At 47.6% G+C, this 13352-nt stretch carries 12 protein-coding genes and 1 pseudogene; 9 read left to right on the forward strand and 4 right to left on the reverse strand.

The window, feature by feature from the left end; all coding sequences use genetic code 11:
- Positions 1-159 precede the first annotated feature (159 nt).
- The gene (locus D9736_RS22225) at positions 160-333 is read left to right on the forward strand and encodes a GhoT/OrtT family toxin (protein ID WP_130219308.1); all 174 of its coding nucleotides are present in this window, start codon (positions 160-162) and stop codon (positions 331-333) included.
- Positions 334-418: 85 nt separating this feature from the next.
- Positions 419-652: a DUF2526 family protein YdcY gene (ydcY, locus tag D9736_RS22230; protein ID WP_130219310.1), complete on the forward strand. Its 234-nt coding sequence runs from the start codon at positions 419-421 to the stop codon at positions 650-652.
- Here the strand turns inward: ydcY and D9736_RS22235 are convergent, their stop codons facing one another.
- Both D9736_RS22235 and mddA read right to left on the reverse strand, forming a co-directional pair.
- Positions 653-1102: a DMT family transporter gene (locus D9736_RS22235; RefSeq protein WP_001548534.1), complete on the reverse strand. Its 450-nt coding sequence runs from the start codon at positions 1100-1102 to the stop codon at positions 653-655.
- A complete protein-coding gene (gene mddA / locus D9736_RS22240) occupies positions 1099-1617 on the reverse strand; it encodes an L-methionine sulfoximine/L-methionine sulfone acetyltransferase (RefSeq protein WP_130259173.1) in 519 nt (172 codons plus the stop codon). The genes D9736_RS22235 and mddA overlap by 4 nt, the downstream gene beginning before the upstream one ends.
- Before the next feature lie 180 nt (positions 1618-1797).
- Here mddA and curA point away from each other — a divergent pair, with 180 nt between their 5' ends.
- Entirely contained in the window at positions 1798-2835 is a 1038-nt protein-coding gene (curA, locus tag D9736_RS22245; RefSeq protein ID WP_130222662.1) for an NADPH-dependent curcumin/dihydrocurcumin reductase, read from the forward strand.
- A 198-nt stretch (positions 2836-3033) separates the two neighbouring features.
- The gene (mcbR, locus tag D9736_RS22250; protein WP_130259174.1) at positions 3034-3699 is read left to right on the forward strand and encodes a colanic acid/biofilm transcriptional regulator McbR; all 666 of its coding nucleotides are present in this window, start codon (positions 3034-3036) and stop codon (positions 3697-3699) included.
- 37 nt (positions 3700-3736) lie between these two features.
- Here mcbR and pqqU read toward each other — a convergent pair whose 3' ends face one another.
- Positions 3737-5839, reverse strand: coding sequence for a TonB-dependent receptor PqqU (pqqU, locus tag D9736_RS22255; protein ID WP_130259175.1), 2103 nt, complete (start codon positions 5837-5839; stop codon positions 3737-3739).
- Positions 5840-6080: 241 nt separating this feature from the next.
- Here pqqU and D9736_RS22260 point away from each other — a divergent pair, with 241 nt between their 5' ends.
- Positions 6081-7142 (forward strand): YncE family protein, encoded by a 1062-nt coding sequence (locus D9736_RS22260; protein ID WP_130259176.1) that lies wholly within the window; start codon positions 6081-6083, stop codon positions 7140-7142.
- A gap of 197 nt (positions 7143-7339) precedes the next feature.
- On the opposite strand, the gene ansP is transcribed toward D9736_RS22260, so the two are convergent.
- Positions 7340-8839 carry an L-asparagine permease gene (ansP, locus tag D9736_RS22265; RefSeq protein WP_130259177.1) on the reverse strand — a complete coding sequence of 500 codons (1500 nt, stop codon included), beginning with the start codon at positions 8837-8839 and terminating at the stop codon, positions 7340-7342.
- Between the two features lie 970 nt (positions 8840-9809).
- Here ansP and D9736_RS22270 point away from each other — a divergent pair.
- From D9736_RS22270 to D9736_RS22285, 4 genes and pseudogenes are all read left to right on the forward strand, one after another.
- Positions 9810-10340 carry a type IV secretion protein Rhs gene (locus D9736_RS22270; protein ID WP_130259178.1) on the forward strand — a complete coding sequence of 177 codons (531 nt, stop codon included), beginning with the start codon at positions 9810-9812 and terminating at the stop codon, positions 10338-10340.
- Complete coding sequence (locus D9736_RS22275; protein WP_130259179.1) at positions 10337-10693, forward strand: hypothetical protein; 357 nt, start codon at positions 10337-10339, stop codon at positions 10691-10693. The genes D9736_RS22270 and D9736_RS22275 overlap by 4 nt, the downstream gene beginning before the upstream one ends.
- 218 nt (positions 10694-10911) lie before the next feature.
- Positions 10912-12899, forward strand: a pseudogene (gene tssI / locus D9736_RS22280) (type VI secretion system tip protein TssI/VgrG).
- Positions 12900-12950: 51 nt separating this feature from the next.
- A partial coding sequence (locus tag D9736_RS22285; RefSeq protein WP_130259180.1) for a DcrB-related protein occupies positions 12951-13352 on the forward strand: 402 nt, incomplete at its 3' end.

Below are 13352 nucleotides of genomic sequence, written 5' to 3' on the forward strand. Positions count from 1 at the left end.
CAAATTCACTATGCCACTACACAATAATACTCATTCTGAAGATGGACAAGGGCAGCTCCCGGGTTATGGAAATATCTCAAATGGGTTGTAAAACTTGATGTACGTCAAAAAATAACGCATATTTGCGCGCGTTTTATTCCTCTGGCTGGACGCCCGTACATGTCTCTTTATCAATACCTGCTTGTTTTTTATGCTGTTATGGCAGCTATCGCGTTTGTTATTACCTGGTTTCTTTCCCACGAGAAGAAGCACATTCGTTTTCTGAGCGCCTTCCTGGTGGCGGTGACCTGGCCGATGAGTTTTCCAGTGGCGCTACTGTTTTCGCTGTTTTAAATCTTGAGCACTAGCTTGACGGCACAACGCAGACTTATATCATTTGGGAGAATCGATAATTTTCACAAGTGGCTAAGGAGAAAGTATGTCGCATCTGGAAGAGGTCATCGCACGCGTGGATGCAGCGATTGATGAGAGCGTCATTGCCCATATGAACGAATTATTAATCGCCCTGAGCGATGACGCAGAGTTAAGTCGGGAAGAACGTTACACTCAGCAGCAACGTCTGCGTACAGCAATCGCTCATCACGGGCGTAAGCATAAAGAAGATATGGAAGCTCGCCACGAACAGTTAACCAAAGGCGGCACTATCGTGTGATTAAAACGAGCGTCTGGCCACCAACCAGGCGCCAACCACAAGTAAAATTGCGCCACAAATTGGGCCGATCAGCGCCCGTAATGGCACGCCATGGCTACGCAAAATATCCAGCACCAGCCCTCCAATCAACTGACTGGCGACCAGTACTGCAATGGTCGTTGCCGCGCCAACGTTTTGATATCCGCTGATACTGGCAAAGACAAAAAATGATCCCAGCAAGCCAGGAATCAGTGTCCACCAACGCACGCTGGAAACCAATTCGCCAAACCCTGCCATCCCTTGTTTAAACCATAAAATGGAGACGAATAGCACAATCCCCACCAGGGAGTTCAGCAGCATGGCGATGAGAATGGTTGAGGACGTCTGGGTGATGCGCACCATCAGCGTGTTTTGCACCACCAGGCCAATTCCGGCGGCAATCAAAAAGGCAAGGGTGAGCGACTGATTCATCCAATCGCGTCCGGTTCAGTGCGCTCGTCGAGTTGCAACTGCATAAATGTCAGATCCAACCAACGACCAAATTTAGTGCCTACCTGCGGCATTTGTGCGGTGACGACAAATCCCAGCGACTGGTGGAGATGCAGCGAGGCCTGATTTTGCGATTCGATCCCGGCGACCATGACATGCTTCCCGCAATCCCGCGCTTCATCAATCAATCGGCTTAACAATTTACGCCCAAGACCTTTGCCCTGATGATCTGGATGGACATAAACCGAATGTTCCACGGTATGGCGAAAACCATCGAAACTACGCCAGTCGCCAAACGAGGCATATCCAGTCACTACGCCGCTTTCCTCGCTCACCAGCACCGGATAACCTGCTAAAGTCCGCGCTTCAAACCAGGCAATGCGGTTATCTGCATCCACTGTTTGGTCATTCCAGATAGCCGCCGTATACAACACGGCGTGGTTATAAATTTCCGCAATAGCAGCACAATCGGCTTTGCAGGCAAAACGGATGGACATGTCTGGCCTCGATTAAATATTGATGATGATGTTATCAATACTATCGAAAACAGCCCGAAGCAACGGATTCCTTGATGAAATTATCACGTGTCGCAGAGGGGATGTGACGGCTGCAAACAAAACCAATCCCGTGAGCCTGCTACTATTGATGGATTCATGCCAAAAGCACAGGAGAGCATTATGGGGCAACAAAAGCAGCGTAACCGCCGTTGGGTTCTGGCCTCGCGTCCGCATGGCGCGCCGGTTCCGGAGAATTTTCGTCTTGAAGAAGATGATGTCGCCACACCGGGTGAAGGACAGGTGTTATTGCGTACAGTTTATCTGTCACTGGACCCGTATATGCGTGGACGTATGAGCGATGAGCCATCTTATTCACCGCCCGTTGATATTGGCGGGGTGATGGTCGGCGGTACGGTGAGCCGTGTCGTGGAGTCGAATCATCCTGATTACCAGCCTGGCGACTGGGTGCTGGGCTACAGTGGATGGCAGGACTATGACATATCCAGTGGCGATGAACTGGTGAAGCTTGGCGATCATCCGGAAAATCCTTCGTGGTCGCTGGGTGTGCTGGGGATGCCTGGCTTTACCGCTTATATGGGCCTGCTGGATATCGGTCAGCCCAAAGAGGGCGAAACGTTGGTGGTAGCTGCGGCGACAGGACCAGTGGGTGCGACGGTGGGGCAAATCGGAAAACTTAAAGGTTGTAGGGTAGTTGGGGTGGCCGGTGGCGCGGAAAAATGCCGCCATGCTACCGAGGTGCTGGGCTTCGATGTTTGCCTTGACCACCACGCGGATGATTTTGCCGGGCAGCTGGCGAAAGCGTGTCCGAAAGGGATTGATATCTATTATGAAAACGTTGGCGGGAAGGTGTTTGATGCAGTGCTACCTTTACTTAATACATCCGCGCGTATTCCCGTCTGCGGCTTAGTGAGCGGCTATAACGCCACAGAACTACCGTCCGGTCCGGATCGTTTACCCCTGTTGATGGCAACAGTGCTGAAAAAACGCATTCGCTTGCAAGGGTTTATTATTAGTCAGGATTATGGACACCGCATCCATGAGTTTCAGCAAGAGATGGGGCAGTGGGTAAAAGAGGGAAAAATTCACTATCGTGAACAAGTTACCAACGGTTTGGAGAACGCCCCACAGACGTTTATTGGCCTGCTGAACGGCAAAAACTTCGGTAAAGTTGTTATTCGCGTCGCGGGTGATGACTAAAGATACGACGGCGGCGTAAAGCCGCCACAAAAATCCAGGCAAAAATCTTATTTCCAGCTTTAATTAACTAACCACATCACTGTTCGACGGCTAATAACAATAAAGATGAGTGGATAATGATTATTCAGCTTCATACACCAGGTAAACGACTTCTGCTATACCGGCAGAGTTGGAACGAATACACGTGAAGGAAATAACATGCCTGGAACGGAAAAAATACCGCATATCAGTTTGACTATGCAGGTTGAGAACGACCTAAAACATCAGCTTAGTATTGGCGCACTGAAACCTGGCGCACGCTTGATCACTAAAAATCTGGCGGAACAATTAGGTATGAGTATTACACCTGTGCGCGAAGCACTATTACGCCTGGTTTCCGTTAATGCGCTCTCTGTCGCACCTGCACAAGCATTTACAGTACCGGAAGTGAGGCAAAGTCAATTAGACGAAATCAATCGGATCCGCTACGAACTGGAATTAATGGCAGTTGTCCAGGCCGTTGAAAACATTTCCTCGCAAGACATAGTGGAACTACAGGAATTGCTCGAGAAATTACAGCAGGCGCAAGAAAATGGCGATATTGAACAACTCATTAATGCAAACAGACTATTCCGCTTAGCGATTTACCATCGCTCAAATATGCCCATTCTGTGTGAAATGATTGAGCAATTATGGGTCAGGATGGGACCTGGTTTACATTATCTTTATGAAGCGATTAATCCAGCGGAATTACGTGAGCATATAGAAAGCTATCATGTACTATTCGCCGCGTTAAAAGCAAAAGACAAAGAGGGATGCAGACATTGTCTTGCTGAAATTATGCAAAAAAACGTTGCTATGTTGTGCCAGCAATACTGCCGTTAAATTAAAAATGCCCGGCAAATACCGGGCATCAATGTGGTTATTCAAACCGCCAGGCGAAATTTACTCCAATACCATAATTACGCCCGGGAGCTGGTTCGTAATATCGACCATTTGATTCATTAACAATCACCGATCCGACATATTCTTTATCGAATAAATTATCGACACGACCAAATAAATCCATAGTTAAATTGTGGTAATTATATTTGTAGCCGGTGAGCAAGCCTACGAGAGTATAAGACGGCGCTTTTGCCGTATTTTCATCATCTGCCATAATATCGCCCATATAACGCGCTTCCGTGCCTGCATACCAGCCTTCTTCCGGCACATACCCCAAAGACGCAAAGCCCATATTACGGGCGATCCCTGGCATCCGGTTACCGTTACAGTCCTGATCATTACAAACATTGCTGCGATATGTGGCATCAAGCCAGGTCCAGGACGCTTTTACGCGGAAATCTCCGGTGAAACGTTGATCCCACGCCAGTTCAGCGCCTTGACGACGGGTCTTTCCGGCATTTTTGTAAGTCGTACGCCCACCGCTGCTGCTATCGACAACAATTTCATCATCGGTGTCGGTCTGGAACAATGCGAGACTAAGCAATCCATCACCAATACGCGTTTTACTGCCGATCTCAATTGTATCGTTGGTGGATGGTTTTAAACCAAAGTTCATACCGCTTTGCCCATCAGCGCGATAAGACAGTTCATTAATCGTCGGTGTTTCAAAACCGCGCCCGGCTGCCAAATAGATATTCCAGGCATCGGTCATCGCATATTTTAACGATCCGGCTGGTAGCCATTTGTGATAACTGGCATCACCGCTGTCATCGCCGTTACCCGGAGTAACGTAATAATCATTGGAATCAAACCATACGGAGCTGTAGCGCACGCCAGCATCCAGCGACAGTTTTTCGCTCAGCTGCCACTGCGTCTGTAAATAGGGATCGACGTTCCACATCAGATTGCGTTCGTCGCGGCGCAACTCACCTTTTTGCCCGTATTCCGGCACGCCGCTATTCAGTCGGAAGTTATTGTAGCCTTTGCGGTTTTCGCTCATGTTTTCGTAGTTCAGGCCGGTAGTGAACGTGACCGGAACGCCCAGCTCGCCACGGTGTGTCCAGCGGCTGTCTATCCCCTGGTAATGGCGTTGCAGAGTAATCACGCCGCCCGCATGCGACGGGTTAAGTTGGGGGGCCATCGGGATTGACTGGTACTGGGTCGTTTCTCGCTCCCCGGCATACATCATCACACTCATATCATCTTGCACGCTCAGGCTACGTTCATAGCGCAGCCCAGCCTGAGTTTGCTTGATGGTTTTTCGCGTGTCGTACTGTTCAGCGCGTGGAGCTTGTTGCGGATTCGCCTTCCATTCTGCTTCGGTTAATCCACCAGGATCATCTGCTTTGATATCCACGCTATTGAAAATCAGGCTTACATTGCTGGCGTCATCAATGCGTACGCCCAGTTTGGCATTGGCTAAATTTTTCTGTGCGCCGCTATGGTCACGATAGCCGTGGGTCGTAAAACGCGTGGTTGAGACGGTGTAATCGACATCGCCAGGCTGTGTGCCGTCGCCCGTTGCGCCCGTTGCTTTCAGCCCATAGCGCCAGCTGCCAAAACTGCCATAGTAACTACTGGCTTCAATGGTTGGCGGCTGTTGCCCGGTTTGAGTAGTGACATTCATCACCCCGCCAGACGCGTTGCCATACAGGGCAGAGAAGGGGCCACGCAGCACTTCCACATTTTGCACACTGCTTAAATCGATGTTGGATGTTTGCCCTTGTCCGTCGGGCATGGTGGCGGGAATACCGTCCACATACAGGCGAATACCGCGAATTCCGTAAGTGGAACGGGAGCCAAATCCGCGAATCGACAGCTGTAAATCTTGCGCATAGTTCTGCCGGTTTTGTACCTGCAAACCAGGCACGCTGGTCAGTGATTCAGACAAATTGATGCGCGGTGTTGCCAGGCGCATCTCCTCGCCATCCACCACGCTTACTGCTGCTGGCGTATCCAGCTCGGAAATCACTTGTGGCGCGGCACTGACAATCATGGTTTGTTCATTGGTTGCAAAAGCGGAAGGGGAAAGGGCAATCAGTGCGGGCAAAACGGTCTGTCGAACGAAAACAATGTTCATGAAAAAAGCCAGGTTAAGAATGGGAAAACGTCGTCATGGTAATAAAATTGTAAATTTATGGAAAACGAAACGGCACAATACGTTAAGTAATTGAGAAAATTGTAGTCGTAACGGCAAGAAATACTCCACATTTGAGAAAATAATGATTACCATTCCCATTTATAACAAGGGTGTAACGATGATTACGCTCAGCGAAGCATTGTGAAGCAGCAAAAATATCGGTTCATCAAAGGGAGTCGTCATGCATTTACGTCATCTGTTTTCATCGCGCCTGCGTGGTTCATTACTGTTAGGTTCATTGCTTGTTGCTTCATCATTCAGTACGCAGGCCGCAGAAGAAATGCTGCGTAAAGCGGTAGGTAAAGGTGCCTACGAAATGGCTTATAGCCAGCAAGAAAACGCGCTGTGGCTCGCCACTTCGCAAAGCCGCAAACTGGATAAAGGCGGCGTAGTTTATCGTCTTGATCCGGTCACTCTGGAAGTGACTCTGGCGATTCATAACGATCTCAAGCCATTTGGCGCCACCATTAACAACGCTACTCAAACGTTGTGGTTTGGTAACACCGTAAACAGCGCGGTCACGGCGATAGATGCCAAAACGGGCGAAGTGAAAGGGCGTCTGGTGCTGGATGATCGTAAGCGCACGGAAGAGGTGCGCCCGCTGCAACCGCGTGAGCTGGTAGCTGACGATGCCACAAACACGGTTTACATCAGTGGTATTGGCAAAGAGAGCGTGATTTGGGTCGTTGATGGCGAGAATATCAAACTGAAAACCGCCATCCAGAACACCGGTAAAATGAGCACTGGTTTAGCGCTGGATAGTAAAGGCAAACGTCTTTACACCACTAACGCTGACGGCGAATTGATTACCATCGACACTGCCGACAATAAAATCCTCAGCCGTAAAAAGCTGCTGGATGACGGCAAAGAGCACTTCTTTATCAACATCAGCCTCGACACCGCCAATCAGCGTGCATTTATCACCGACTCTAAAGCGGCAGAAGTGTTAGTGGTCGATACCCGTAATGGCAATATTCTGGCGAAGGTTGCGGCACCGGAATCACTGGCTGTGCTGTTTAACCCAGCGCGTAATGAAGCCTACGTGACGCATCGTCAGGCGGGTAAAGTTAGTGTGATTGATGCGAAAAGCTATAAGGTGGTGAAAACGTTCGATACGCCGACTCATCCGAATAGCCTGGCGCTGTCTGCCGATGGCAAAACGCTGTATGTCAGTGTTAAACAAAAATCCACTAAACAGCAGGAAGCTACCCAGCCGGACGATGTGATTCGTATTGCGCTGTAATCGACACAGGGGAGTTTGTCTTTCGTAGGCCGGATGCGGTGCTAGCGCCGCATCCGGCAAGCGGAGCACAATGCCTGATGCAACGCTGTCGCGTCTTATCAGGCCTGAAATATGCATGATTATTTGATTTATATTGAGTTTGTTGGCCGGATTAGGCATTTACGCCGCATCCGGCTTTAAACCGGGCAATTTTGCAATTAACTCGCCGTTTCAGGTTTAAACACAATTTCCTGTTTTTCTTCATCTTCCTCGATGACTGGCGCAGTGCTGTGAATTTCGGCAACGCGTTTGCGCACACCAAACCAACCCACAACCAGCAAAATACCGATAATCGGCAGCACCGCGATGGTATAAGTCCCGTTCGGGTAATCGAACGCCATCAGCACCAGGACACTCAGTAAAAACAGTAATGTCAGCCAGGAAGTGAAGGGCGCGCCAGGCAGTTTAAAACTGACATCCGCTGCTTTGCCTTCTTTAATCGCTTTACGCAGGCGCATCTGGCACACGATGATAAACGCCCACGAGGCGATAATTCCCAGCGACGCGAAGTTCAGGACAATCTCAAATACGCGAGACGGCACCAGATAGTTGAGGAATACGCCAACAACATAAACGACCAGCGTCGCCAGAATCCCGGCATACGGCACATGCTGACGGCTCATTTTCGCCATAAAACTCGGTGCGGAACCGCCCATCGCCATCGAGCGCAGAATACGCCCGGTGCAGTACAGACCAGAGTTCAGGCTGGAGAGGGCAGCGGTCAGCACCACAATGTTCATAATGCTGCCGATATATGGCACACCCAGTTTAGAGAAAAACGTCACGAACGGACTTTGCCCCGCCTGATACGCGCTCCACGGCAATAACATAACCAGCAACACCACGGAGCCGACGTAAAACAGGCCAATACGCCAAATCACACTGTTAATCGCTTTAGGCACCATGGTCTGCGGATCTTTACATTCTCCGGCCGCTGTACCCACCATTTCAATGGAGGCAAAAGCAAACACTACGCCCTGAATCAACACCAAAGCAGGCAGCAGACCGTGGGGGAAGAAACCACCGTTATCGGTAATCAAATGAAAGCCAGTGGTGTTGCCATCCAGCGGCTGACCGCTACCGAGGAACACTGTACCCACGACCAAAAAGGTCACAATGGCGAGCACTTTAATAAGCGCAAACCAGAACTCCATCTCCGCAAACCATTTCACACCAATCATATTCATGGTGCCAACGATGGTCAGCGCAGCGAGCGCAAAGACCCACTGCGGCACGCCACCAAATGCGCCCCAGTAATGCATATACAGTGCGACGGCGGTAATATCGACAATCCCCGTCATCGCCCAGTTGATGAAGTACATCCAACCGGCAACATAAGCGGCTTTCTCTCCTAAAAACTCTCGGGCATAAGAGACAAAACTGCCACTGGAAGGGCGGTGTAACACCAGCTCACCCAATGCACGCAGAATAAAAAACGAAAACAAGCCGCAGATTAAATAGACCAGTGCCAGCGCTGGCCCTGCCATTTGCAGTCGGGCTCCCGCGCCTAAAAACAAACCAGTACCAATCGCGCCGCCAATGGCGATCATCTGCACCTGACGATTGCCCATCGCTTTGTGATACCCCTCTTCGTGGGCATTAAGCCAGCGGCGTTTCGCGGCGTGTTGATCTGAAGTGTCGGTGTCGTGTTTACTCATTGCTCTCCCTGATTGCTTTAATAAAAACGTCATATAACTTGCCATGAACAATGTTTATTCATCCTGGCGATGACAAGATTCACCATTATTCTTTATGGGTATAACTGTCGGCGCAGAATCCTACCCGTTATCGTGTAACGATGCAAAATAATCCCGCTATAAATGTGTGGGGATAATGGCGGCTAGCGACAAAGTCGCAACCTGATGAAATTATGACGGAAAAACCACTTTTGGTTCGATGATACTCGACGGTCGCCGACTTTTTCACCACTCGTTCGTCGCTCTGAGCGCCAGTGGTTTCAGTGGACACTGGGGGGGTCTTCGCTGATTATCATTGAATAGTGAGGGACTAACGCATGACGGGCTTTAGGGGTAATACGCCAAATACCAATACAATTGCTGACTAGATGTACCAGTTACCGACGTTACAGAAAGTGTCAAAAAATGTAAGAGTGATATTGGGTGATAAATGCGCTATTGCCCAACAGAAACTTCTTGAATTAATCCTGTTCCAGGGACATTACAACCCTTAAAACATTACTTCAATATAATTAATGTGTATATCATTCTCGATATTAATTTATGAAGTGAATTTGATATATTCCGAATTCTTAATTTACATTACTAATGTATGGGGCATAACGTTAAGATGGCTATGTGCAGATTAAGATATCAGGGTGGGGCGGTAGCGTTTACAGATATTAATTAATTGATGAAAATTATGTTATCCGTGTAATCATTTACATTAACTATTGATATTGAAGATGGATAAATAAAGATGCTGAGAACTAATGTTAAGGAATCGTAATGGAAATCGTTGAGAACTTGCTTTGATTTCATTGTCTATGAAGATGATGCCATCAATACTGCACAAAGTAGAAATGTTGAACATCAAAGAGAACCCTATTTAATAAATAATAAAATAGCGTTTGTTTTTTATCTGAAAAATATTATCTCCAGGAGGAAGGATATGTCATTAAGGAGAATGACATCTGGTGAATTAACATTAGCCAGATCGATTTTTGAGAATACAATTGATTATAACAAAGTATGGATCCATAATGAAAAATATTTGCCAGGTCAAGGGGGAAGAACCGCGATGACCCCAAACGGGGAAATGTATTATCCTGATGCTGTTTATAGTTCAGATTTTTCATCGCAAGCAATGCCTGGTGGTCGTGAAACAGTAGCAGGTGCTTCTCACTTGTTTATTCATGAAATGATGCATGTTTGGCAATATCAGAAAGGGTATTCAGTTAAGTTGCGTGGTTTATTTTCCTGGGCAGCAAATTATCATTGCGATCTTAATTTACAGTCAATTGCTTCTTATTCCATGGAACAACAAGCGTCTATAGTTGCTGATTATTGGCTGTTGATTAACTATGGACTGGTAGCTGATTTGGCAAATGTTAAGTATGTAGGTGATACAACTGAATCAGTGAATACTCTATCGGAAAAATACAAAAATGTGCTTGGTTTATTTCCTGCGGGCGTCATATGAAGAGATTTTTTTTGTTGCTCTTTTTGTCGGGATGTACTGTTGGTGATTATGTTCGCCCATTGTTGCCTGGTAATATATATTTACAAGACGGACGGGTTTGTTCAAAACCAGACGATGGGAATATGATTTCAATTTACATTTTATATGAAGGTAAATATGGCAATGCAATAAAACTGAAAAGAGTGACTGGTCAGTTCGATCCCGTATGTATTGACATAAGTGAGCTATCTTCAGATGTTATTTATATCGGAAAATACATGCTCTCTTCCGGAAGTAAAAAAGAATACTATGGTTTTAGCATAATTAGATCAGGAGAACGTATTTTAAGACTTGATGATAATCATATCAAATGACAAATTAAATAATTCCATTGGTTTTATTAATGTGTTTCAGATGAATGTTTTCACCAGGTTAACATGACGGTGCATTCTTCATGGTATATATGGTTGATAGTTTCTTAGTAGCACTCATAAGTATTGAAGTATTTTATGCCAGGCGAATATATTGCATATTTTCTTTTCTGTAAGATTTCTTATTAGCAGTGAACCATTTCTAGTTAAAAGGATTAATTATGAGTTTTACAGCTACAGATTATCCATCCGGCGCACTAGTTGGAGCGGGTACACATAACGTGACTTTGAGCGGCAGCGCAGTTCCTGATGGAATGTTACTGTTTGCAAGCTTGGGGGGTACAGAAACAGTAGGGGAACTATTTACTTATTCTATTAAATTAAAAACGCCTGACACCCTGAACCTGGGCTATGTTTCCCCCGCAGCCAACCTGCAGCTCAAACCGATGGTGGGCAAAGATCTGTGCGTCCATATCGAATTGGATGGCGGCGGAAAACGTTATATCAGCGGGCTGGTGACGGCAGCACGCGTGGCTGGTCACCAAGGACGTTCGGTGGTGTATGAACTGCGGATCGAACCGTGGTTAAAAATACTGACCCACACCAGTGACTACAAAGCGTTTCAGAATAAAAACGTGGTGGACATTCTGGATGAGGTACTGGATGAGTACCCCTGGCCAGTCGAAAAACGACTGGTGGAAAATTATCCGACTCGCGCCTGGCAGGTGCAGTACGGTGAAACAGATTTCGATTTTATTCAGCGCCTGATGCAGGAGTGGGGTATCTACTGGTGGTTTGAGCACAGCGAGAACAGTCACACGTTAGTGCTGGCTGATGCCATTAATGTCCACAAGGCATGCGCAGATTCGCCGCTGGTGTGTTATTACCAGAAAGGGCTGAAACTGGACAAGGAGTTTATCCATACCATCACAGCAAATGAAAGCCTGCGCAGCGGACAGTGGGTGCTGAATGATTTCGACTTTATGAAGCCGCGTTCACTGCTGAAGAGCACCGTGGCTAATCCGCGTGAAACCGGCCTTGCTGAATATGAGCACTATGAATGGCCGGGAGACTACTTCACAAAGAGTGAAGGTGAAATGCTGACACGCATCCGCATGGAAGAACAGCGGAGCCCCGGTAGTCGGGTACAGGGCAGCGGCAATATTCGTACCCTGATGACAGGTTTTACCTTCACCCTGGAAAACTATCCGACAGCCGAAGTGAACCGGGAATATCTGCTGGCACAGACCACGCTATTTATACAGGACAATGCGCAACACAGCGGCCAGGAGCAGCACTTCTCTTACTCAACCAGCTTTGAGTTACATCCCACCAATGAAGTTTACCGTCCGCAGCGAACCCTGAGCAAACCCCACACCAAAGGCCCACAGAGCGCCATCGTGACCGGCCCGGCGGGACAGGAAATCTGGACAGATAAATATGGCCGGGTGAAAGTTCAGTTTGGCTGGGATCGTTACGGTAAGAATGATGAAAACAGTTCCTGCTGGGTCCGTGTCAGTTATCCGTGGGCGGGTAAAGGATTCGGTGGCATTCAGATCCCGCGCATTGGTCAGGAAGTTCTGGTGGATTTCAAAAATGGTGATCCGGATTTACCCATTATCGTGGGGCGGACATACAACCAGGACACCATGCCACCGTGGGGACTACCGGGCGCAGCGACGCAAAGCGGGTTTTACAGCCACACCATCGGCGGCGGCCCAACCAATGCTAACGCCCTGCGTTTTGAGGATAAAACTGGCGGAGAAGAAATCTGGTTGCATGCCGAGAAAGATCAACGCATTGAAGTAAATAATAATGAAAGCCATTGGGTGGGCAATAATCGCCTTAAAGTCATTGATAAAACAGAAACTGCGATTATTGGTGAGAAATAACAGTCCAGACAGATGATATCTCTCTCGCCGGAGGGGATAAAACAATTCAGACAGTGCAGAATTTACGCCTTGCTGCGGGAGATTCCATTATTCTTAGCTGCGGAGAAACTATCCTGCAAATGACCAGTGACGGGATATTTAATATAACCTGTAAGAACTTTAATATTACTGCAACAGAAAATGGGAAAATAAATACACAATCAGGGCAGCTTGATTTAAATATGAATAACAGAGCGGCAGATATACCTCCGCCTGGAGCATTAGAGAAAACAGCCCTTCAGACGGCAATAGACGTTACCTTCATGACTAAAAAATAAATAAAAACCAATCCATAAACAATTCATTTATTAAAAAGGACTCATGCCATTATGACGGAGTATTATCTTAATGAAGCTGTTGTAACTTTTCCTGGAAATATTATTCAGGATAGTACCATTAATATGCTGCGGCTCAGCAATCCCGACGCCGCACTAATTATCAGCCGGGGCCAGATGCAGGAAGGAGACGAATTAGCATCTCAGGTTGAACAGCAAATGAAAAAGCTGGAAAAGCAGGTAAAAGAACTGCGCTACACGCCCGTGCAGGTGACCCGCGTGGGGGTTAATGACGCAGAGGAAGGGCTGGAGATACAGAGCCAGTTTCTCCGGGGTAACGAGCATGTGTACCAGTGTCAGGTGGCATTTGTATTGCCGGGTGAGCGGGTCATGATGGCCTTCACCTACGCCAGAACCACACCGCTGACCCCGGCTGATATGACGCGCTGGGCTGAA

The organism is Escherichia sp. E10V10 (assembly GCF_004211985.1).
Lineage (GTDB): Bacteria > Pseudomonadota > Gammaproteobacteria > Enterobacterales > Enterobacteriaceae > Escherichia.